Below are 23,159 nucleotides of genomic sequence, written 5' to 3' on the forward strand. Positions count from 1 at the left end.
AAAACATGCACAATAAAAATTTGGAATTTTGTATTTTGACTAGAACAAAAAGGAAAAATATGTTTGTGAAATTATGAACAATTTCCGAATTATTGTCTGAAATTACCTATACTCATGTTTATCTGTATTATAATGTTATTATCTTGGATAAAGTGATAAAGGTGGAGATCCTCATGGAACAAGCTTTAAAAATTACAGGTGTATTATCTGACCCAACTCGTTATTACATTTATAAATATATTTCGCAAAAACATAGTTACGTAACGGTACAAGAAATTGCAGATGAGTTTGACATTCATCCAAACGTAGCGCGTTTACATTTATCTAAACTAGAAGATGTTCATATGCTAAAATCGGAAACGAAGAAAACTGGAAAAGGCGGACGACCGAGCAGATTGTATGTCTTATCTGAAGATGTTATCCAATTACAATTTCCATTCCGTGATTATCAATTGTTAGCAAGAATCGCATTTAATTCTTTACTTAGCCTTGGCGCTGCTGGTGAAAAAGCGCTATACGAAACAGGAAAACAATTCGGGGCCGAATTAATGCAACAACATATGCAACGTTTAAATGTGAGTGAAGATGCTTTAACAGTAGAGCAAAAAGTTCAAATTGCAAAAGAAGCTTTCTCAACAGCCGGCTTATCACCTGCATTTGAATTAAGTGCAGATGGAACAAAAATTTTCTATGATGTACACAATTGTCCATTTAAAGAAGTTGCTGTTCATCATCCAACTGAAATTTGTAACATGCACGGAGATATGATGAAAGGCATTTTTGAAATCCTATTCCCTAACATGGAATTAACTCGACATGATAGTCTATTAGATGGATGTAAATCTTGTAATTATAAACTAACAATTTAATTTATCATATAAAAAGAAGCCAATAATAATTGGCTTCTTTTTATATGAACGAATATTTACAATAGCAAGAAAAATAAACTATAATGAAAAGAGGTTTTACTTTTTCTAGAAAAGGAGGGAAATAGCATGGATCGCATGTTTCGCGTTCTCGGCTTTTGGACTGGAATTTTCTCGGTTATGTTTTACGTAGGAGATATGCAACAGGCTGCACTACTATTTTTAGGACAAACAGGTTTCTTCGTACTTTTAAGCTATTTAAAATTAACAGAGCGTATGTATATATACGTATTCGGGGCATATTTAACTGTTTTCTTCATAGGATTTACATACTACACGACATTTTTACTTGTCCCTGGGGCTGGACATTAAAAGATGGCATTTTGCCATCTTTTTTTTAATCCCGGAATTTCCTAGTTGACTTATAGGTTTTATTACCTTATATTCTATATAACAGATTGGAATTAGGGGGAATCAACATGAATACACTGCTTGTCGGAATTAACGTTGCAGTCATGCTCATCTTAGTTGGCGTATTATATTATATGCAACGTAAGCATGTATCTTTTAATAAACGTGTATTTACCGCTTTAGGAGTCGGAATTTTATTCGGTCTTATATTACAATTCATTTATGAGCCAACTTCTAAAGTAATTATTGAATCAAATACTTGGTTTGGCTTAATTGGTAACGGTTATGTGAAATTACTTCAAATGATCGTTATGCCACTTATTTTAGTATCTATTATTTCAGCATTTACAAAATTACAGTTAACGAAAAACCTTGGTAAAATTAGTGGTCTTATTATAGGAATTTTAATTCTTACTACAGGTATCGCTGCAGCTGTCGGTATCGCTGCAAGTGCAGGATTTGATGTATCTGCAACAGGCTTGCAACAAGGTGATGCAGAATCTGCTCGTCTGAAACTAGTTGAAGAAAGATTTACTTCTATTGAAAAGACAACAATTCCAGATAAATTATTAGAGCTATTGCCTACAAATCCGTTTCTTGATTTAACAGGCGCTCGTCCAACATCAACAATTTCTGTCGTAATATTTGCAGCCTTTATCGGCATTGCCTTTATAGGTGTAAAACGAAAATATCCAGAACAAGCAGAGCTATTTAAGAAAATGCTTGATGCTGTATATGCAATCGTAATGCGTATGGTAACATTAATTTTACGCCTTACTCCATACGGCGTATTAGCTCTTATGGCAAAAACAGTTGCTGGTAGCGATATAAATGCTATTTTAAAGCTTGGTAACTTCGTGTTAGCCTCTTATGTAGCACTTATCGTAATGTTTATCATTCACTTATTATTAATTGCATTGTCTGGTTTAAATCCAATTCAATATTTGAAAAAAGTGTTCCCTGTACTAACTTTTGCATTCACATCTCGCTCTAGTGCTGGTGCGATGCCATTAAATATTGAAGCTCAAAAAGAAAAGCTTGGTATCTCCGAAGGAATTGCAAACTTCGCAGCTTCATTTGGGGTATCTATCGGACAAAACGGTTGCGCAGGTATTTATCCAGCAATGCTTGCAATGATGGTCGCTCCAACTGTAGGAATTGATCCATTACAACCACAATTTATTTTAACTTTAATCGCTGTTGTTGCTATTAGCTCATTCGGTGTTGCCGGAGTTGGTGGCGGTGCAACATTCGCAGCTTTAATCGTACTATCTACAATGAACTTACCAATCGGTATTGTTGCTCTAGTTATCTCGGTTGAGCCATTAATCGATATGGGTCGTACAGCTCTTAACGTAAGTGGTTCTATGACAGCAGGTCTTATTTCAAGTAAATGGCTTGGTGAATTAGATCAAGATACGTACAATCAAGATGATACAAAAACTGGTGAAATTGCTTCATAATGAAAAAAAGACGCTAACATACAATTGTTAGCGTCTTTTTTATTCCGTTCCCTCTTTATAGATCTTATCTTGAGAATTATCACTCCAAGTATTCTTCTAATTGCTCTTTTAACTCTTCCTCAATCTCATAACAAGATTCATCAGCGAGTTCTCCTACTTTCTTACTACCCAAAATGTTTGATTGAATTGGCATTCCTAAAAAGATTCTTTCACATTACTAAATTTGAATATTATAAAATTTAATCATCCCTTTTTCTTCATCTAATATAGCTATAGCAACTGTTGAATAATAACCCACCTCAAAGGGATTCTCTTTTTCTCTTGCAAATCCCATATCTAATTCCATGTTTTTTTCTATGTATAAATGCGAATACTCTTTATACAATTTAAGTGACATTCGCTCTATTTCCTTCTCCATACATTGAATGTTCTCTTTTAACTCCAACGTAAACTCCTGTTCTTTATATTTCATTTTCGCCTCCTTAAACATAGAAAAAGAGAATACAATAATATATTCTCTTTCCTCAAATATATTTCATTATCTCACAGCCCGTCCTTTTCACAAATAACCATTTTGTTCGCACCATTTATGAAATTGTCCTACGTCTACTCCAACTAACACGATATCCTTTAGCTCTACATCAATAATTTGTTCTCCAATTACAATAGCAAACTGCGATGCTAATTTTGTCTCGTTTTTCTTTACAATTCCAATTCGGTTCCGATGCGGTCCATCTTTTATATATGCTTTTTGTCCTACAATATCAAAGTTCAAGATTCTCACCTCTTTTACTGCGCTCAAATTGGAAATACGATCTCCACCTCGGAAAATTTCCTTTCATTGCACTATTTCTCTATATATATGACGAAACAATAAAAGAGTCCTTCCTTCTTTACAATTATTTTTTCTTTGTTTCATTTTTGTGATTGAAACGTAAAGTTTATAATAAAATACACTTGGAAGCGCTTTCTATGTAATTTTTTATGTTATAATATAAAAGTAGAACTTCGTAAAGAGGGTTAAAAAAATGAATACAAAAATGATTAAAAAAGTAATTGAAGCATTAAAAGTATATGGCTTTCAGGATGTATCATTCTGTGACAAAACGAGGCAATTTTTATTTCATAACGAAACCGATATTATGAGCGGCTATGCAGAAATAACATATAGTAGTCAATTTGAAAAATTCAACGTACAAATTCATCCAATTGAAACACATCACCAAGCAGAGTTACAAGAGGTTGAAAGACATATACAAGCTTGTATAAGAAAAGTGGAATATTTAAACGCACTTCTTACCGGGCAGACAAAACTAGATGATAAAATTATTATTATGTAAAAAAAGAACGTGATTGAATCACGTTCTTTTTTCATTATATGTTCATCTTTTCCTTTAGTTGTAATCCTGTAACAGATTCTAATACATCCATCGATTCTCCAAATGTCATATCAAAAATTGTATTGTCCTCTATGTACGGAAACTGTCTGAAACGCTTTTCTAACACCTTTACAGCATCTGATGTAAAGTTTGCACTATCAATGCCAAATTCTGTTTCAAGAAGAACGATCCAATCTAACACATGAAAACCTAATCCATTGACGAATGCAATAAGTTTTTCTTCTGGGTTTGAAGATAAGAATACTTGGCGTTCCATCTCACTAAAAAGTTCTTCTCCTAAGATTTCAGCTAACTCATCATCATGTTCACGTTCAACAAGTTCTTCGTAGCCGTAATCATCCACAAGCTCTTCTACTTCTTCACTATCCTGACAAAGCAATTGACTAAGAAGTGCCTCTTTCTTAAATTCACTATTTTGTACGACTTCTAAAAAGCTCGTTTCCCATCCATTTTCTAATTTCATATTATGTACTCCTTTATATACGTTTCTTATCATCACTGTACCCAAAAGATCACTTTTATAACCTTTTAGGTAGTTACTATTATTTCACATGATTCATAACATAAGATGCAAACTCAGCTACATCTCCTTCAAAAATATTTATTTCTGGCAAGTGATAGAACGTTGTTTGGAGCGGGTTTCCTGCATGATATACATATATCGTTTTCTCTAGTGCAATCGCCATTCCAAACTCTGTATGGCTCCCGTTTCCGCCATCTAATATAAGTAAAAACACATCCGCTTCTTTTACAGCATTTTTTTCTGCCTGACCAATTTCTCTTAATTGTTCTTGATTCACTGCTCTTTCGTTTTTGGTCCAATCATATGTATGGTGCCATCCTGCATGTTTCAGTTCATTTGCTACGGAACATACAAGATGTTTATTTTGGAAACCTGAGGCGATATAAAAATTCATTTATATACACTCCTTCATTATGTATCGGGAAACTCCTTTTTAGCGTTATTTGTTATAGCTATAATAAATAACAACTTCAAAAAAAATCCCCATCTTTAAAACTTATTTGCGTTTAAATGATGGGATGCTTCATGGTCTTCTTTTATTTTTTGTTTTTTATAACTTTCATCAGCTAACATTTCTAGTTCAGCTGTTATCTCTGATTTTTCAAGCTCTCTTTCTTGCGAAAATTTCCTTGAAATATAAACAATAACACTACCAACGTACAACACAAAGCATATAATAAGTGCAGTATTTTCATAGAGACTTAGCTCCAACACAGTCACTCCTAATCCATTCGTATTTTCACGCTTCATTAATTGGAATTTCCCTATTAACCCATTTGTTATCCCGCTATTTGAGGGCAGTAAAACCCCCTCCTCAAATTCCAGTGAAAGCAAAGAAGTTAGATGGAGGATGCCCCCCAACTGATTAAAGTTTCACTTTATTGTAACATAAAAATATCAATTCTTGGAATCTTTCACCCTACTAAAAGAGGCATGATTGTTTCATCATGCCTCTGAAATATTTTGAATGATTGTTTTAATTGCTTCTTTTCCATTATATTTTTTTAGTGCTGTTTTATACTTCTCATTATTTTGATTCAATTCTTCGACATACTTTATAAGAGATTTTACAGTTACATCTTCTTCATATAATACGGAGGCATACCCTTGCCTTTCAAAGGACTCTGCATTTAATATTTGATCTCCACGGCTTGCAAATTTCGATAATGGAATTAAAACCATCGGCTTTTGTAATGTTAAAAATTCAAAAATTGCGTTGGAGCCCGCGCGTGAAATAACAAAATCTGTTACCGCTAATATATCTGGCAGTTCTCCATGTACATATTCAAATTGTCTATATCCTTCTTTATTTTGTAAACTTTCATCAAGGTTACCTTTTCCGCAAAGGTGAACAATTTGATACTTTTTAAGAAGTTCTGGTAATGCTTCTCGAGCCGTATCATTAATTTTTTTCGCGCCCAAGCTACCTCCCATAATCGTAATAACTGGCTTTTTACGTGAAAAACCTAAAAATGCTAAACCTGTTTCTCGATTTCCCTTCAGCACTTCTTCACGTACAGGAGATCCCGTATATATTACTTTTTCTTTCGGTAAATGTTTCGCTGCTTCTTCAAATGTAACAAATATTTTCGAAGCAAAACGAAGCGCAATTTTATTTGCTAGTCCTGGCGTCATATCAGATTCATGTAATAAAACTGGTACTCTATTTAGCCATCCTCCAATTACGACTGGTACAGATACGAAACCGCCTTTTGAAAAAATCACATCTGGTTTTAGTTTTCGAATCCTTACATACGCATCCATAACACCCTTCATTACAAGAAAAGGATCTTTTATATTTTTCAAATCAAAATAACGACGTAGCTTTCCACTCGAAATACTATAGTAGGGAATGCCTTCCTTTTCTATAATCGTTTTCTCAATACCTTGATGAGAACCAATGTAAGAGATATCCCAGTTGTCTTCTTGTAAATATGGGATAATGGCTAAATTAGGTGTTACATGTCCTGCCGAACCGCCACCTGTAAAGACTATTTTCTTCATACGTCTCCCCCTTCTAGACTATAATACACTAAAATATCTTGCCTCAGGGTGAGAAAATACCATAGCCGTTACGGACGCTTCTGGCTCCATCATGAATCCTTCTGTTAATGAAATACCTATTTCCTCTGGATGAATTAAGCGAAATAGCTTTTCTTGATCTGCAAGTTCTGGACACGCCGGATAACCAAATGACACGCGTATTCCTCTATATTTCGTACGGAAACGTTCTTCCATCGTCAGTTCAGGTGAGTCTGGAATGCCCCAGCGGTCACGAATGAGCATATGTGTTTTTTCAGCAAGTCCTTCTGCTAATTCAAGCGCTAACGATTGAATGGCATGACTACGTAAGTAATCACCTTTCGCCTTCCACTCTTCAGCAATGTCCCGAACTCCTTCCCCAACCGTAACAGATAAGAAAGCAACATAGTCCATCTCATCTCCAATTGGACGCAAATAATCGCCTAAAGTACGATAGGGAGCCTTTCCTTGTCTAGGGAATGTGAAACGCTCTATAACACGCGTATGATCTTCTGGATCATATATTACAATGTTTTGTCCGTCGCTTTGCGCTGGGAAAAATTGATACACTGCTTTCGGCTTTAACCAAGATTGTCCTTCCTGCAATAATTCATCTATTAAATCATTTAATTCATGTGCTCTCTTATCTCCCTCTTTCAAAAGCTTCTTCACATTTCCTTTTAATCCAAGGTGATGCCCAAGTAGCATTTGTCTATTTAAAAATGGAGCGAGATGAAGAGCCGGAATATCACGTAATACAATTCGTTTTGTTGAATCAGGCACCATAACCTCAGCCTTCGGTAATGGCTCAATTACTGCTGGAATTTCTACTTTCTTCTCCTCTTTTTTTACGATATGAAGATGACGTTCTTTTTTATCCTGTTTCATCTTCTCACGCTCTTCTTCTTTTTGAAGCTTATTAATAATATCGAGCCCCGTCATCGCATCACTCGCATAACAAACGAGCCCTTTATATGATGGTGAAATCCGATTATCTGTAAACTTTCTCGTTAACGCTGCACCACCTACAACAATGGGCACATCAATATTTGCTGCTTTTAAATCTTCAGCAGTCGTTACCATTTGTTGCGCTGATTTTACTAATAAACCTGAAAGGCCTATAATGTCCGGCTTCTTTTCTTGTACTTCTTGAACAATTCGATCCGAACGTACATTAATTCCTAAATTAATAATCTCATATCCGTTATTCGCTAAAATAATTTCAACGAGATTTTTCCCAATATCATGCACATCACCTTTTACAGTTGCTAATAATACTTTCCCTTTTTTTGCACTATCGCTAGATTCCATATGTGGCTCTAAATAACTTACAGCAGCTTTCATACTTTCGGCACTTTGCAATACTTCAGCAACAATAAGTTCATTATTATTAAATAGTCGTCCTACCTCATCCATCCCTGTCATAAGCGGACCGTTAATAATATCAAGAGGTTTTCTTCCTTCTTCAAGTGCAAGACTTAAATCCTCGTGTAATCCTTGTTTCGTACCTTCTACAATATAATTTGCTAGTCGTTCATCTAGCGTTAACGTTTCTTGCACAACGACATCTTTCTTTTTAGCGACTCGGTAAAAGTTTGTAAATTCTTCTAACGTCTCTTTCGTCGTTTCAAACAGTAATGCATCTGCAAGGTGTTTTTCTTCCTCTGGAATCGACGCATAGCGTTCTAATTTTTCCGTATTAACAATCGCGTAATCTAATCCAGCCTTCGTAGCATGATATAAAAAGACGGAATTCAATACTTCACGTCCAGCCGGTGGTAAACCAAATGATATGTTACTTACACCTAAAATCGTTAAACACTCTGGTAACGCTTCTTTAATAAGGCGAATGCCCTCTATAGTCGCTGCCGCTGAACCAATATATTCTTCATCACCTGTCCCTACTGGAAACACAAGTGCATCAAAAATAATATCTGACGGGCGTATCCCATATTTCGTCGTTAATAATTCGTAACTTCTTTTTGCAATTTCTAATTTTCTTTCAGCACTTACTGCCATACCATCTTCATCGATTGTACCAACTACAATTGCAGCACCATACTTACGAAGAAGCGGTGTTACCTTTTCAAAACGCTCTTCTCCATCTTCTAAATTAATAGAGTTGATAACAGCTTTTCCTTGAATATAAGTAAGTGCTCTTGCCATAACATTTTCATCCGTTGAATCAATCATAATCGGTACTTTTAACACTTTCGTAACTTCTGTCAAAAATTTCTCCATATCTTCTATTTCATCACGATCAGGATCTGCCATACAAATATCAATAATATGAGCATTTTTCTTCACTTGCGCTCTTGCCACTTCAGCAGCCTCTTCAAATTTCCCTTCTGCTACTAATCGTTTAAATTTACGTGATCCAATAACATTCGTTCTTTCACCTACAAATAACGGTCTCATAGACTCATCATATTGCAGTGCCTCTAATCCACTAATTCCATGTCCTTCTCTCTCATGATGGTCACGAGGCTTAAGAGATGCTAGTGCTTCTTTCATTGCTTTTATATGTTCTGGTGTCGTGCCACAACAACCACCGATAATATTAACCCATCCTTCTTCAGCAAATCGCTTCACCTTTTCAGCGAGAGAAGATGGAGACTCATGGTAATGTCCATCTTCATCAGGAAGACCTGCATTTGGATAACAAGAAATATAACACTCCGATAAATCAGATAGTGAACGAATATGGTCCCTCATAAACTCCGGACCAGTCGCACAATTTAACCCAACAGATAATGGTTTCATATGTTCTACTGATAAATAAAAAGCTTCAATTGTTTGCCCAGCCAGAGTCGTTCCCATTGGCTCAATCGTTCCTGAAATCATAATAGGAACCGTTTTTTTCAGTTCTTCAAAAGCAGCTTCAATTCCAATATAAGCTGCTTTCACGTTACGCATATCTTGACTCGTCTCAACGAGTAATACATCAACTTCTCCTTTTAATAATCCTCGTGCCTGCCTTGTATAAGCCTCAATCAATTCTTCAAAAGTCACACCACCAGTAACACTAATTGCTTTCGTTGTTGGTCCCATCGCTCCCGCAACATATACTTCCTTACCGCTTTCTTTAACAGCTTGCTTCGCCAAAAGTGCTGCCTTTTCATTTAGTTCTTCATCTAAATGAGACAGCTCATAATCACTTAGTACAATATCCGTTGCCCCAAATGTATTTGTTTCAATAATATCCGCTCCAGCTTCAATATAAGCTTTATGAATCTTTAAAATAACGTCTGGTCTTGTTTCTACTAAATATTCATTACAGCCCTCGTACTCTTCTCCTCCGAAATCTTCAGCAGTTAAATCCTCTTGCTGAATCATTGTTCCCATTGCACCATCTAATATTAAAATGCTATTTTGTAATTTTTCTTCTATACACTTCATCAATTAATACCTTCTTTCACTTCTTGCTTTTCTCTTACATATTTAACAAGATGTTCTGTAATTTCATATTTTAAAAATGGTGTAATAAGATAAATACCATTAAAATATTTCATCGCTGCGTCGATCAATTCTTGCGAAATGCGAATCCCTTCCTCAATTGCCGCCTCTTTCGTTTCGTGTCCATCCATTCTCTCTCTTATTTCTTCTGGAAGAGTAATACCCGGTACCTCAAAATGAAGAAAATCTGCATTCCGCTTACTTACTAACGGCATAATTCCAATAAAAATAGGTTGTTCCAAATGCTTTGTCGCTTCATACACTTCTTCAATTAACGCGATATCGTAAATTGGCTGAGTTAAAAAATATTCCGCTCCAGCATCTATTTTTCGTTCCATTCGCTTAACCGCTGCTTTTAAGTGCCTCACGTGAGGATTAAATGCGCCGCCTACAGAAAACCTTGTCGCCGGTCCAATTGATTTCCCTAAAATTGAACGTCCATCGTTCATTTCTTTAATCATTTTAATGAGCTCAATAGAGGACAAATCGTATACAGAAGTTGCACCAGGAAAATCACCAACGCGCGCTGGATCACCAGTTAAAGCTAACACTTCTTCCATCCCTAACGCCGATAAACCTAACAAATGAGATTGTAGTCCAATGACGTTATGATCCCTACACGTTAAATGTGTCAATACCGGGATATCATGCTTCGTTAATAACGCACCCATTGCCATATTAGAAATACGAGGCGATGCTAATGAATTATCTGCTAGAGTAATAGCATCTGCTCCCGCTCTTTTTAAAGCTCTTGCTCCTTCAAAAAACCGCTGTGTATCTAACGTTTTCGGTGGATCTAATTCCACTACAACTGTCGTTTGTTTTTTCGCTTTCTCTGCTAGAGTGACGTGAGCCTTCAAACGTTTCTCATGCGTATGAACAACTTTCGGCCTTTGAATGGTGTCTTTTTCTATTACAGGTGTAACATTCGCAACAGCGTGCTTCATACTTTGAATATGTTCTGGAGTCGTACCACAACAACCACCTAATAACCGAATACCTTGCTCAATAAATCTCGGCGTCATCGCCTCAAAATAAGCTGGGCTTCCCTCATATACGTAACGTCCCTCCACATAATTCGGGAGACCTGCATTTGGGTATGCTGATAAATAGCCATTTTGCGGAATCGATATCATTTTGAAAGCCTCCGTCATATGAAGCGGCCCTAGTTGACAATTTAATCCAACAACATTTGCACCGTAATCTATAAGTTGCTTTAATATTTCATTGACATCATTTCCATTTTGAGTCGTACCTGCTTCATGTAACGCTAATTGAGCAACAATTGGAATGTTCGTTTGCTTACGCAATACTTTAACAGCATGAAGTAATTCAAATTCATCGTAAAAAGTTTCTAATAGTAATCCATCAACCTGTTCTTCTAGTAAAGCCCCTGCCTGTTCAAGTAGCATAAACTCCCTTTCCATATCAGTCGTTGTAACGGCTCCGATATGTTTCATACCACCAATTGTTCCTAAAATTGCATTTTTATCTGTCACAGATGCTTTCGCCAGTTTTACTGCCGCTCTATTAATTTCTGTAACTTGATTTTCTAAGCCGTACATACGTAATTTCGCCTCATTTGCTCCATACGTATTCGTTTGAATTACATCTGCTCCAGCAGCTACATATTGTTTATGAATCGATATAATTAAGTCTGGATCAGATACATTCAATTCTTCAAAGCTACTTTGCAAGCCATGTGAATGCAATAACGTCCCAACCGCACCATCACCTATTACAATTCCTTTTGATAATAAATCTAGTAATTTCACGAATCTCCCTCATTTCTATCAATATAAAAACCCCCTCTTCACTTTGAAGAGGGGGACATAATCGTTCCTCCTCTTATTATGCAAAACATTCGTTTTGCAGGTATTAGCACCGTTTCAAACATTTCGTTTGAAGGTTGCCGGGTTTCACAGGGCCTTTCCCTCCACCGCTCTCAATAAGAGTTGTCTTTATTATTTTATTTATGTAGCTAAAAGGAAATGCGTTCCCCTTTTAACAATGTTTGTTAATTTTTTAATAAATTTAGCATGCACAAAAGTAAAAGTCAATGACACTTGCGGAAAAATAAAAATTTTTCAAAATAAAGTTGCAATTCAATTATCTTTTGTTGTAAAGTTAAAAACATAATAAAAATTTCATACGAACATTCTTATCTAGAGAGGTAGAGGGACTGGCCCTGTGACACCTCAGCAACCATTAACATTTTGTTAATAAGGTGCTAATTCCAGCAAATTGTGAAAGATTTGACAGATGAGAAGAAGACTCTATTCAAACCGAAAGCCTTCTTCTTAGAAGGCTTTTTTTATTTTATATTCACTTAATGTTTCAATTTAAAAAGGAGGAATTTTCACATGTCAACAATCGAAACAAAACTAGCACAAATCGGCAATCGCAGTGAAACTACAACTGGAACGGTTAATCCACCAGTTTATTTCTCAACCGCTTATCGTCATGAAGGAATTGGTAAATCTACTGGCTTTGACTATTCACGAACTGGCAATCCAACTCGAGGTCTTTTAGAACAGGCAATCGCAGACTTAGAATATGGCGAACAAGGTTATGCCTGTAGTTCAGGGATGGCGGCTGTTCTCCTCGTCCTTTCTCTATTCCGCTCTGGAGACGAACTTATTGTATCTGAAGATTTATACGGTGGAACGTATCGATTATTTTCTGAACATGAAAAAAAGTGGAATGTTCGATGTAGATACGTAAATACACAGTCTATTAAACAAATTGAGCAAGCTATCACAACTGAAACGAAGGCTATTTTCATAGAAACTCCAACTAATCCATTAATGCAAGTTACTGATATTGCTGCTGTCGCAACTGTAGCGAAAAGGCACGGACTACTTCTTATTGTAGACAACACATTCTACACACCTTATATACAGCAACCATTAACAGAAGGTGCTGACATTGTACTTCACAGCGCAACGAAATATTTAGGGGGACATAACGATGTACTAAGCGGACTTGTCGTTGCAAAAGGAAAGGAACTTTGTGAAGAAATCGCTCATTATCATAATGCATCAGGTGCAGTTTTAAGCCCATTTGACTCATGGTTATTAATTCGCGGTATGAAAACGTTAGCGCTTCGCATGAGACAGCATGAAGAAAATGCGAAAGCAGTTGTTGCATATTTAAATGATGAAGACGGGGTGACAGATGTATTTTATCCTGGAAGAGGCGGCATGATTTCATTTCGCCTTAAAGATGAAGCTTGGATTAATCCATTCTTACAATCTTTATCCTTAATTACATTTGCCGAAAGTCTTGGTGGTGTAGAAAGTTTAATGACTTATCCAGCAACGCAAACACATGCTGATATTCCTGAAGAAATTAGAACAGCAAACGGTGTATGTAATCGTCTTCTTCGATTCTCCGTTGGCATTGAAAATAGTAACGATTTAATTCAAGACTTAAAGCAAGCCATTAAACTTGTAAAAGAAGGTGTAAGAATATGAGTTATTCTATAGATACACTCTTACTACACAACCAATATAAACATGACTCGCAAACAGGAGCTGTGAACGTTCCTATCTATAACACATCAACTTTTCACCAGTTTGATGTAGATACGTTCGGAAAATATGACTATAGCAGGTCAGGAAATCCAACTCGTGAAGCTCTTGAAGATATCATTGCTTTATTAGAAGGTGGAACAAAGGGATTCGCCTTTGCATCAGGCATTGCAGCGATTTCCACTGCATTCCTCCTTCTTTCACAAGGTGATCACGTACTCATTTCAGAAGATGTATACGGAGGCACTTACCGAGTGATAACTGAGGTACTCTCCCGTTACGGTGTTTCACATACATTTGTTGATATGACCAATTTAGAAGAAATAAAACAAAGCATTAAACCAAATACAAAGCTCTTTTATGTAGAAACACCTTCTAATCCACTTTTAAAGGTGACAGATATTCGCGAGGTTTCTAAACTTGCAAAATCTATTGGGGCTCTTACTTTTGTTGATAATACATTTTTGACACCACTATTCCAAAAACCACTTGAACTTGGAGCTGATGTTGTTCTTCATAGTGCCACAAAATTTATTGCTGGGCATAGTGATGTTACTGCCGGATTAGCAGTAGTAAAAGATGCAGAACTCGCTCAAAAGCTTGGATTTTTACAAAATGCATTCGGTGCTATTTTAGGACCTCAAGATTGTTCTCTCGTACTTCGCGGTCTAAAAACATTACATGTACGCCTCGAGCATTCAGCTAAAAATGCCAATAAAATTGCACATTATTTACAAGAGCACGCTAAAGTACAAAATGTCTATTATCCGGGATTACAAACACATCTCGGATTTGATATTCAACAATCTCAAGCAACATCAGCTGGAGCAGTCTTATCATTTACTTTGCAGTCAGAAGATGCACTCCGCCAATTTTTATCAAAAGTAAAATTACCTGTTTTTGCAGTTAGTTTAGGAGCTGTAGAGTCAATTCTTTCTTATCCAGCAAAAATGTCACATGCAGCACTGTCGCAAGAAGCTCGTGATGAAAGAGGAATCTCTAATTCATTACTTCGGTTATCAGTCGGTCTTGAAAATGTTAACGATTTAATATCCGATTTTGAAAATGCCCTTTCTTATGTAGAAGAACCTGTAAATGCATAGAGAAAAAAGAAGATATGAGAATAGGTTTTCATATCTTCTTTTTATGCGATTTAGTTATAGTCATTTGAAATTTTTCTTATAGTCCATAAAAAATAAAAGTATATCATCTATTTCTAAATAATGGATTAATTGATATATTAAGAAATAAAAAAGGGGTAAAAATAATGGATACTTGTGCAGATATTTTAATCGTTATCGATTTACAAAATGGCGTATGTTATGGCGGAGAGCATTTATTTGATTTACAGAACTTACTAACAAAAGTAAATAAAAGAATTTCTTCATACAGAAAATTAAATAAACCAATCCTTTTTGTTCAACATTGTGATGATGATTTAGTACCCGAGAAAGAACTTTGGGCTATTCATACCGATCTTGATGTTCAAGAACAAGATTTTTTTGTAAGAAAAACACATGCAAATTCATTTTATAAAACAAACTTAAAAGAAATTTTAGATCAATTATCTGTAAATCGCATTGAATTTTGCGGTGCCCAAACAGAGTACTGTATGGATGCTACGATTAAGTTTGCCCACGGACTGGGATACGAAAACTTTATGGTACAGAAAACAACCTCTACGTTGAATAATCCTTTTATGTCCGCAAAAGAGACAATTGATTTTTACGAGAACATATGGAATCACAGATTTTTAACGTTGCTAAAAGATGAATTTTAGAATAAATGACTAATGACTTGATTATCCTAAGATTTATCAGCCGTAATCAAATATTTCATTATCACCATAAAGAAGCGAATTACATTCAGCTTCTTTTCTTTTAACCTGTTTTATATTCTATATATATCATTATAATTCCTTTGTCATATTATTTTAAAAATTTCGTATATTCATTTGAAAGAATAAGAAAATCATGATAAAATTGTGTTACAAATATATCTATATCTTTCAATTTTTAAAACGCATCGAAATTTTCACCCAAAAATGTCATTTTACAAAAACGTGCTAATTTACCTATTTTATTTACATCATGGTCTCTTTTCTTACAATTTCTTTACTTTAGGACTTTTTTTCTGCAACAACTATTTTCTTTTCTTTAAATTTTTGGTATGTATAGTATGGTATAATAGCTCACACGGAGGTGGAAAAGAACATGTTAGAAACCTTTCAAAAAGAATTAGAACTATATGAAAGTAATGCAGAATTATTAAAAGTGCTGGCTCATCCTGTTCGTTTATGTATCGTAAAAGGATTAATTGAGCGCGGTCCAAGCAACGTTTCTACAATGTACACTGGCTTAAACATGCCACAATCTACAATTTCACAGCATTTAGCAAAATTAAAAAGCGCTAAAATCGTTTCTAGTGAAAGAAAAGGATTGGAAATTTATTACAAAGTAGAGAACGAAACAATAATTCAACTCGTTCGCGTATTATTAGGTTAGGGACTAATAATCGAAGAAAAAGAACGTATTCTATATTTTTTATCTCATATCTTTAATATAAATATATATCATGAGAGGAAATATATAATACTACATAAGTCGTATTAAAAAACAAGACACAGTATATACTGTGTCTTGTTTTTTATATTGTTACATACCGCTCCAAATGTAAATGTTGCATATCTTTTGTATGTATAACAACATCAAACGCACTCCCTACTCCTCCATTCAAAATCATAGAACGAACTGCTCGATTTTGTTTTTGCGTTTCAGAAAAAGGATTCATATCTTGATGGCTCGTAAGCTGTTCTAATATCCCTGCAGCTAACAAGAACTCAGGTTGTTTCTTATGCCATACTGCACTCATTCCTTGCATACTAAACATCTCCTTTAGCTCGTCCCAATGAATATGAGTAGTAAGATCCATTTCACCTGGATGCGCTAGTGGGTTACGTATTAGCTTATGCTGATAATAACCTCGCAAACTTCCTTCACGGTGTGCTGGATGCGTCCATTCTTCTTTTGTGTATCCGTAATCAACTGTAATACATATACCTTTTTGAAACCATTTCGCAATTTCTTTTACATACTCCTCCATCACAAGTGGTACTTCAAAACGTTGCCCTTCAGCAATATGAATATTATATTTCAATAAATATCGACCAATTCTTTTATCTAACGGCCTACATATTTCTGAAAGGCTTCCTTCCTCTGTATATGTAATACGCACTTCATACAACATACCATTTCTTTTCTCAATTATTTCAACAGGAAATGCATCAAACAACTCATTCGAAAAAAGAATTCCCTCGAAAGAATCTCCCATTTCACTATAAGAGGTATAGTACGATACATTAGAAAATGAGCCAAGGTGCTCCTGCTGTAATTTCCTATGAAAAGGGCTCACTTCAATCATTGAATAGTTTAAATCAATAAAGGTTTTTGGAGATAATTGCTTCCATTCTTGTAAAACATCATAGGCAAACTTTCCAGTTCCCCCACCAACCTCACAAATATTCGAAGCAACTTCACCATTTTCAACAAGACGAATAAAAAGTTTAGCAAAAGTTTTTGCAAAAACAGAGGATACATTGCTACTTGTAAAAAAATCCCCTTGTCTTCCAATCTTTTCACGTTCTTTCATATAATATCCATGACCTTCTGTATACAATACAAGGTTCATATACGTACTATATGAAATTGAATAATCCTTTTCTTTCCCCATCCATTCTCTTAAAATGAGCTCCATTCCCATAATGACTCCTTATTGTAAAAACGGATTATTTTCTTTTTCAAAACCAATGCTTGTTTCTGGACCATGTCCACATAACACCGCTGTCTCATCTGGTAATACAAATAATTTCTCTTCAATACTTCCAATTAATTCAGCAAAACTTCCACCAGGCAAATCTGTTCTTCCAATGCTCATTTGGAACAATACATCTCCTGAGAATACAGCATTTGCCTCTTTACTATAATAAGAAATACTTCCTGGAGAATGTCCTGGCGTCTCAAAAATTTCAAAATTAAATGATCCAATTGTTAATGTACCTTCTGCATCAATAATATGATCCGCTGGTTTTGCTGTAATACTGCGGTTCATCATAAAAATTTGAGAGCCGTTTACAGTTGCATCTCCTAACCAATCTGCTTCTTCTTTATGTACGTATACAGGAATATGAAAAGCGTCTCTTACCGCATCAACAGCACCGATATGATCAAAGTGAGCATGCGTTAATAAAACAGCCAATGGTTTTAATTGTTCTTCTTGTAAATATGTAACGAGCTTTTCACCTTCGTGCCCAGGGTCAAAGATAATGCACTCTTTTTGATCGTTCATTAAAATATAAGCATTTGTTTGTAATGGGCCTAACGGCATTTGTATCCATTTCATATGAAAATCTCCTCCAGTTATTAAACTTACTTTTAATGATACAACATTTCTTTCTCTTAGGAAAAGAAAGGATGCTATCTCGACAATCATTTTTAAAACATGTACAATATAAAAGAGTAAATATTCCAAAAACTCATAATAAGAAATGGGTAGACAGAGGAGGATATTGCATGGGCCTTGTTATTATTTTTACACTTGTCACTCTGTTAGCTGTATTTGCTACGCTTAGAACACTTCGTGAAAAAAACTTTTTCGCGAGCGGCTTTGCAATTGCAACTGTACTCGTTTTCGGATGGTTTACGATCATGACTGTTCTATATAACGGGTATCCACCAGCAGCTTAATTCGTTTACACTTTATTCTTCATCGAGATTTCACACAAAAAGAGGAAGGGTTCCCCCTTCCTCTTTTCATATTTCAAAACTTATATCATCTTCGCTTCGTATTTGTGCTTTTTTACAAGCCAAGCTCCTCCGATAACACCTGCATCATTACCAAGTGTTGCAATAGCTAACTTCGTGCTCTTTACAGCACGTGAGAAAGCGTATTGCTCGAAATAGCGTTGAATTGGTTCTAATAGCGCATCTCCAGCTTTAGACACGCCTCCACCAATAACAATTTTCTCTGGGTTCAACGTACTAGATAGGTTCGCTACAGCTAACCCTAAATAAGAAGCTACCTTTTCTACTACTTCGCCTGCTAATTCATCACCTTTTCCAAGTGCTTCAAAGACATCTTTTGATGTAATACGTCCTTCTTCAGCTAACATAGAACGCAACATGCTTTCTTTATTAGTCTCTTGTATTTTTTGCATAGCAACACGTACAATACCTGTCGCAGATGCTACTGTTTCTAAGCAACCAGACTTCCCGCAATTACATGGGAAAGCATTTTCTGTAACTACTGTAATATGTCCAATCTCACCAGCAGCACCACTCACGCCGTGTACAATCTCACCATTGGCGATTACACCACCACCAACGCCCGTACCAAGTGTCATGCAGATTAAATCTTTTGCACCTTCACCAGCACCTTTCCACATTTCACCAAGCGCTGCTAAGTTTGCATCATTATCAATAACAACAGGTAATCCTGTTTCTACTTCTAATAAATCTTTTAGCGGATAGTTTTTCCACCCTAAATTAACCGCTTCATAAATCATTCCAGATGCCACATGTACAGGGCCAGGAGCTCCCATACCAATACCAATTAACTTGCTCTTCAATTCGCCTAATTCTTCTAGCTTTTTATCAATTGCTTTCGCAACATCAAGTGTAATATGTTTTCCTTGCTCACCTGTATTTGTAGGGATTTCCCACTTATGTAAAATTTCGCCGTATACATTAATAAATGCTAATTTAATCGTTGTACCACCAAGGTCAACACCAACTAACCATTTCTCTTCCATGTTGCTTACCTACCTTTATCTAATTCTTATTTAGCTCTTTTTGAATTTCTTGCTTCAATAAAAATAAAGCTGTTTGATAGTCTTGTGGATCGATTAGCTGTGATTGATTTAATTCACGCAATTCATCTTGCATTAATTGTAAATCTGCAATTCGATCTCCCGTATAAATAATCGTACCAAATTTCTTTAGCAATTGCTGAATATCATAAATAGATACCATTTCATCACCCTCTATGCTCACTTACTATAAAAATTATAATAAGAAAACGTTCACATATTTTATTATAATCAAGAAGAAAAAGTCTCGTCAATTTTTATTTGTCTATACAAGCTCATTTATAAGCATTGTTCCTTTTTCTGTAATAATTTTTTCTATATTTTTATCAAATGGCTCTACCGGAATGTGTTTTACCATTTGAAAATCATATGCTAATGATAGCGTTTTCCCTTTATAATGCACGAGATAACGATCATAATAGCCCCCGCCGTATCCAATCCGTTCTCCTCGCTCTGTATAAGCTACGCCTGGCACAATTTGAAGATCAATGTCATCCGCACTCACTTCTTCCGTAAGTCCCGGAATCGGTTCACGTAAATTCATATACACCGTTTCTAATTGATCAAAATCACTAATTTTCCGGAAGGACATCGTTCTTGTTCCTTTATTACACTTAGGAACTACAACTTTCTTTCCTTCTTCCCAAGCTTTTTCGATAATAGGATATGTATTCACTTCATTTTCCATTGAGAGAGTAATTCCAATTGTTTTAGCTTCAACCCACTCTTTTTGCGCATACAACGAAAATGCAATCTGTTCTGATAAAGTTGTATATTGTTCTTCTGATAAAGAATTCATGTGTTCTATTATTTGTTTACGCAAACGCACTTTCTCTTCTTTCACACATTCTCCTCCTTACAGTGACACTTTACTCTATGATGATAGTGTATCACTTTTAACATAGGAATCGAATAAAAAAAGAAACAGTAGGAAAATATTCCTACTGCTTACTTTGTTTCACGGTGTAACGTAGACTTCTTGTCACGCTTGCAATACTTTTTAAGCTCGATACGCTCAGCGTTGTTACGTTTATTTTTCTTTGAGATATAGTTACGATCTCCGCATTCTGTACATGCTAGAGTAATATTCACACGCATTCTTATTTCCCTCCAGTACTAATAACTTAAATCAGACTATACTATAATACCACTTTTAAAATAAAAATTCTACACCTTTTGATATTGTCTAATTTTTTCTATAAGATTTTTCATGTTTTCCCTTGCTATTACTGGGTTTCTAGCATGTGAATACACTAAAAATTTTGGTTGTTTTGTGTCAGAAACGATATAAGACCACTCTTTTTCAGTATATTTGAACTGTACTCCTTCAAATATACCTTCTCCCTTCCTTTCAATATCATCCAATAATTTCCTCATAATTTTCCCTTTTTCATTCCATGAACATACCACTTCATCATAAAGTAAATAGAGCGGAGGTGATTGCTCTACTATGCTGAGAAACGTTTTTCCTTGCAATGCTATTAGCTCAAATAATTTTCCAATTCGATATAAAATATCTCGCTTCCACCTTACTTGAAACGACTTCCTTTCATCCTGCGTATAAAACAGAAGATAACATTCTCCTAATTTCAAAGACATTGGGTAAATATTTCCTGTAGATTCGAGTAAGAAATCTGGAATAGCTACCTCTTCCAAATCTGTACCCTGGTAAATATTACTATGTTTATCGTATAACTCGAAATGATTTCCTTGCTCAGAAAACATAAGAGCCATATTCGCTTTACTTGATTTCATCAAAGCTTTCACATGATCTTTTTGTTCGCTTGCATAAATCCATGTAACTGTACAACCAAGTCTTTGTAGAAAGAGCATAAGTAAATGTTGCAACGTATCATTTCTCTTATTAATAAGAAGATGAAACTTCTGCATCTGTATTTTCTCGATATCAATATGCCCCAATATAACTTCTATATACTCATTCATAGAAACATGAACCAGCTTATTTCGCCCCATCTCTTTCTCATGCACGTAATAAAATAATTCGGACATATATACTTGTTCTATCTCTTTTTGCTGCTTATACGTTAACGGCATGCCAGCTTGACCATACAACTTTATAACAATCTCATTCTCATTCTCCACTTGAATGAAAACCCCACCTGCACATTGCAAATGATGAACACTATATTGAAAAAGTGACTCGTTCATTTCTTTGCATTCCATCGTATGAATCCCTATACCATGAATAGCATGTAAAAATAAATTTTTATAAGAGGTTGTTTCTATATTTTCTTGACTTCCAATTAATATACTTTCTCCTTTTGTAAAAAGAGAGCCATACGCCATCGCAATCTTCACGATAAACTGGGGAGTAATTTCAACATTCCCTCTTCCTACAATGCGGCTTTTTTGTAACCACCCTGCACTCATTTCACTCTCTTGAATACCAGCCGCTCCTACTATCGAATGACTATCAATCGCCTTATAAGGCCATAGTTTTCCTTTTTGCTTAATTATCGTACTTCTCCCGATATGACAGTGATCCGCTACAATGCTTTTTTGAAACAGTGTAACGTCATCTTCAACTATTGTACGCTCTCCTATTGTCGTTTCTAATAGTTCACAATACTTTCCAATATGGGCATTTGCAAAAACAATACTTTTTTGAAGATGAGAATAATTTGAAACGATACTATTTTTTCCAATAATAGAATATGGCTCAATTACAGCTCCTGTACCAATCTTTGCTCCTTCTCCAATGAAAGAGGGGCCATGAATTTTTGTCCCTTTCCCAATCGTCACCCCTTCTCCCATCCATACCATCGGTAATACTTCCGTATAAGGAATAGGTACTTGTAACTTTTTCGTTAACAAATCAAATTGTGCTTGTCGATATTGATTAAATGTGCCGATATCTAACCAATAACCTTCTGACAAATATGCGAATAACACATTTTTGTTTGCCAATAACGGAAACACATCATGACTGAAATCAAAAAATTGTCTAGGCGGTATGTAAGAAAAGATTTCTGGCTCCATAATATATATGCCTGTATTCACAACATTAGATACTACCTCATTCCAACCCGGCTTTTCTATATATCGTGTAACCTCCTGGTCTTTATTCATTACAACCAATCCAAATGAGAGTGGATTTTCTACTTCTTTCACAAACATTGTTACCATTCTTTTCTTTTGTTCATGAAACCTAATTCCTTCTGATAATTGAAAGTCAGTTAATGCATCCCCGCTTATTACAACAAATGTTTCATCTAAAAATTGTTCTGCTTGTTTAATACTCCCTGCTGTACCAAGCGGAGGAGAGTCTTCAAAATAATACAAGTTAACTCCCCATTTACTACCATCACCAAAATATCGCTTAATCGTAGTACTCATATATTGAACAGTAATTGCAATTTCACGAATACCATGCTGGCGTAATAACTCAATATTGTATTCTAAAACTGGTTTTTCTAATAATGGTAACATCGGCTTTGGAGTATTACATGTTAATGGTCTAAGGCGTCTTCCTTTTCCTCCAGCTAAAATAACCCCCTTCATATACTTCAGCCTCCACTTATATAATGTTCAGTAGCTCCATATACCATATGTATATTCTCTATCCCACATGAACTAGCAGCATAAACTTGATTAGTTAAAC

23 protein-coding genes, 1 pseudogene and 2 riboswitches are annotated in these 23,159 nt (G+C 35.4%); of the genes and pseudogenes, 9 read left to right on the forward strand and 15 right to left on the reverse strand.

Features of this window, described 5'->3' with window-relative positions:
- Positions 1 to 173 precede the first annotated feature (173 nt).
- The 3 genes from QCI81_RS08200 (at position 174) to QCI81_RS08210 (ending at position 2,740) form a co-directional block, all read left to right on the forward strand.
- Positions 174 to 869, forward strand: coding sequence for a helix-turn-helix transcriptional regulator (locus tag QCI81_RS08200; RefSeq protein ID WP_000434124.1), 696 nt, complete (start codon positions 174 to 176; stop codon positions 867 to 869).
- A 126-nt stretch (positions 870 to 995) separates the two neighbouring features.
- Positions 996 to 1,238, forward strand: a complete 243-nt coding sequence (locus tag QCI81_RS08205; protein ID WP_000375619.1) for a DUF2626 domain-containing protein — start codon at positions 996 to 998, stop codon at positions 1,236 to 1,238.
- A gap of 107 nt (positions 1,239 to 1,345) precedes the next feature.
- Positions 1,346 to 2,740, forward strand: coding sequence for an L-cystine transporter (locus tag QCI81_RS08210; protein ID WP_001094344.1), 1,395 nt, complete (start codon positions 1,346 to 1,348; stop codon positions 2,738 to 2,740).
- 79 nt (positions 2,741 to 2,819) lie between these two features.
- On the opposite strand, the pseudogene QCI81_RS08215 reads toward QCI81_RS08210, so the two are convergent.
- Positions 2,820 to 3,212 (reverse strand): annotated as a pseudogene (locus tag QCI81_RS08215) (hypothetical protein).
- Positions 3,213 to 3,299: 87 nt separating this feature from the next.
- Positions 3,300 to 3,515: a DUF3912 family protein gene (locus QCI81_RS08220; RefSeq protein WP_001008326.1), complete on the reverse strand. Its 216-nt coding sequence runs from the start codon at positions 3,513 to 3,515 to the stop codon at positions 3,300 to 3,302.
- A gap of 253 nt (positions 3,516 to 3,768) precedes the next feature.
- Here QCI81_RS08220 and QCI81_RS08225 point away from each other — a divergent pair, with 253 nt between their 5' ends.
- The gene (locus QCI81_RS08225; protein WP_001093240.1) at positions 3,769 to 4,080 is read left to right on the forward strand and encodes a hypothetical protein; all 312 of its coding nucleotides are present in this window, start codon (positions 3,769 to 3,771) and stop codon (positions 4,078 to 4,080) included.
- A gap of 34 nt (positions 4,081 to 4,114) precedes the next feature.
- Here QCI81_RS08225 and QCI81_RS08230 read toward each other — a convergent pair whose 3' ends face one another.
- From QCI81_RS08230 to QCI81_RS08255, 6 genes are all read right to left on the reverse strand, one after another.
- Complete coding sequence (locus QCI81_RS08230; protein WP_000764263.1) at positions 4,115 to 4,603, reverse strand: hypothetical protein; 489 nt, start codon at positions 4,601 to 4,603, stop codon at positions 4,115 to 4,117.
- Between the two features lie 79 nt (positions 4,604 to 4,682).
- Positions 4,683 to 5,057, reverse strand: a complete 375-nt coding sequence (locus tag QCI81_RS08235; protein WP_001012331.1) for a nucleoside 2-deoxyribosyltransferase — start codon at positions 5,055 to 5,057, stop codon at positions 4,683 to 4,685.
- Between the two features lie 95 nt (positions 5,058 to 5,152).
- On the reverse strand, positions 5,153 to 5,413 hold the full coding sequence (locus QCI81_RS08240) for a DUF3966 domain-containing protein (RefSeq protein WP_000817964.1): 261 nt from the start codon (positions 5,411 to 5,413) through the stop codon (positions 5,153 to 5,155).
- Between the two features lie 195 nt (positions 5,414 to 5,608).
- The gene (murG, locus tag QCI81_RS08245; RefSeq protein ID WP_000724780.1) at positions 5,609 to 6,667 is read right to left on the reverse strand and encodes an undecaprenyldiphospho-muramoylpentapeptide beta-N-acetylglucosaminyltransferase; all 1,059 of its coding nucleotides are present in this window, start codon (positions 6,665 to 6,667) and stop codon (positions 5,609 to 5,611) included.
- An 18-nt stretch (positions 6,668 to 6,685) separates the two neighbouring features.
- Positions 6,686 to 10,084: a methionine synthase gene (metH, locus tag QCI81_RS08250; protein ID WP_353810660.1), complete on the reverse strand. Its 3,399-nt coding sequence runs from the start codon at positions 10,082 to 10,084 to the stop codon at positions 6,686 to 6,688.
- Positions 10,084 to 11,916, reverse strand: a complete 1,833-nt coding sequence (locus QCI81_RS08255; RefSeq protein ID WP_353810661.1) for a bifunctional homocysteine S-methyltransferase/methylenetetrahydrofolate reductase — start codon at positions 11,914 to 11,916, stop codon at positions 10,084 to 10,086. The genes metH and QCI81_RS08255 overlap by 1 nt, the downstream gene beginning before the upstream one ends.
- A gap of 70 nt (positions 11,917 to 11,986) precedes the next feature.
- A riboswitch (SAM riboswitch) is annotated at positions 11,987 to 12,096 on the reverse strand.
- Between the two features lie 203 nt (positions 12,097 to 12,299).
- A riboswitch (SAM riboswitch) is annotated at positions 12,300 to 12,410 on the forward strand.
- Between the two features lie 94 nt (positions 12,411 to 12,504).
- Between QCI81_RS08255 and metI the strand changes: the two genes are divergently transcribed.
- The 4 genes from metI to QCI81_RS08275 all read left to right on the forward strand — a co-directional run bounded on the left by metI (position 12,505) and on the right by QCI81_RS08275 (position 16,178).
- Positions 12,505 to 13,617, forward strand: a complete 1,113-nt coding sequence (gene metI / locus QCI81_RS08260; RefSeq protein WP_000103889.1) for a cystathionine gamma-synthase/O-acetylhomoserine thiolyase — start codon at positions 12,505 to 12,507, stop codon at positions 13,615 to 13,617.
- Positions 13,614 to 14,777 carry a cystathionine beta-lyase gene (gene metC, locus QCI81_RS08265; RefSeq protein WP_023523020.1) on the forward strand — a complete coding sequence of 388 codons (1,164 nt, stop codon included), beginning with the start codon at positions 13,614 to 13,616 and terminating at the stop codon, positions 14,775 to 14,777. Before metI ends, metC begins: the two co-directional genes overlap by 4 nt.
- A 164-nt stretch (positions 14,778 to 14,941) precedes the next feature.
- Positions 14,942 to 15,454 (forward strand): cysteine hydrolase family protein, encoded by a 513-nt coding sequence (locus QCI81_RS08270; RefSeq protein WP_000379154.1) that lies wholly within the window; start codon positions 14,942 to 14,944, stop codon positions 15,452 to 15,454.
- Between the two features lie 433 nt (positions 15,455 to 15,887).
- Positions 15,888 to 16,178 (forward strand): ArsR/SmtB family transcription factor, encoded by a 291-nt coding sequence (locus tag QCI81_RS08275; RefSeq protein WP_000894377.1) that lies wholly within the window; start codon positions 15,888 to 15,890, stop codon positions 16,176 to 16,178.
- Between the two features lie 142 nt (positions 16,179 to 16,320).
- Here the strand turns inward: QCI81_RS08275 and QCI81_RS08280 are convergent, their stop codons facing one another.
- Together QCI81_RS08280 and QCI81_RS08285 are read right to left on the reverse strand one after the other, a co-directional pair.
- A complete protein-coding gene (locus QCI81_RS08280; RefSeq protein ID WP_071729653.1) occupies positions 16,321 to 17,433 on the reverse strand; it encodes a class I SAM-dependent methyltransferase in 1,113 nt (370 codons plus the stop codon).
- Between the two features lie 9 nt (positions 17,434 to 17,442).
- Positions 17,443 to 18,072: an MBL fold metallo-hydrolase gene (locus tag QCI81_RS08285; protein WP_000871225.1), complete on the reverse strand. Its 630-nt coding sequence runs from the start codon at positions 18,070 to 18,072 to the stop codon at positions 17,443 to 17,445.
- Positions 18,073 to 18,242: 170 nt separating this feature from the next.
- Here QCI81_RS08285 and QCI81_RS08290 point away from each other — a divergent pair, with 170 nt between their 5' ends.
- A complete protein-coding gene (locus QCI81_RS08290; protein WP_000524852.1) occupies positions 18,243 to 18,416 on the forward strand; it encodes a DUF2759 domain-containing protein in 174 nt (57 codons plus the stop codon).
- A gap of 80 nt (positions 18,417 to 18,496) precedes the next feature.
- Here the strand turns inward: QCI81_RS08290 and glcK are convergent, their stop codons facing one another.
- From glcK to QCI81_RS08315, 5 genes are all read right to left on the reverse strand, one after another.
- Positions 18,497 to 19,480: a glucokinase gene (gene glcK / locus QCI81_RS08295; RefSeq protein ID WP_071729651.1), complete on the reverse strand. Its 984-nt coding sequence runs from the start codon at positions 19,478 to 19,480 to the stop codon at positions 18,497 to 18,499.
- 19 nt (positions 19,481 to 19,499) lie between these two features.
- Complete coding sequence (locus tag QCI81_RS08300) at positions 19,500 to 19,700, reverse strand: YqgQ family protein (protein WP_000253699.1); 201 nt, start codon at positions 19,698 to 19,700, stop codon at positions 19,500 to 19,502.
- 102 nt (positions 19,701 to 19,802) lie between these two features.
- Complete coding sequence (locus QCI81_RS08305; RefSeq protein ID WP_000656861.1) at positions 19,803 to 20,381, reverse strand: 5-formyltetrahydrofolate cyclo-ligase; 579 nt, start codon at positions 20,379 to 20,381, stop codon at positions 19,803 to 19,805.
- A 104-nt stretch (positions 20,382 to 20,485) separates the two neighbouring features.
- A complete protein-coding gene (rpmG, locus tag QCI81_RS08310) occupies positions 20,486 to 20,635 on the reverse strand; it encodes a 50S ribosomal protein L33 (protein WP_001265616.1) in 150 nt (49 codons plus the stop codon).
- Positions 20,636 to 20,704: 69 nt separating this feature from the next.
- On the reverse strand, positions 20,705 to 23,059 hold the full coding sequence (locus tag QCI81_RS08315; protein WP_071729649.1) for a sugar phosphate nucleotidyltransferase: 2,355 nt from the start codon (positions 23,057 to 23,059) through the stop codon (positions 20,705 to 20,707).
- Positions 23,060 to 23,159 lie beyond the last annotated feature (100 nt).

The sequence above is a fragment of the Bacillus cereus group sp. MG20 genome (genome assembly GCF_040459885.1).
Classification (GTDB): Bacteria; Bacillota; Bacilli; order Bacillales; family Bacillaceae_G; genus Bacillus_A; species Bacillus_A cereus.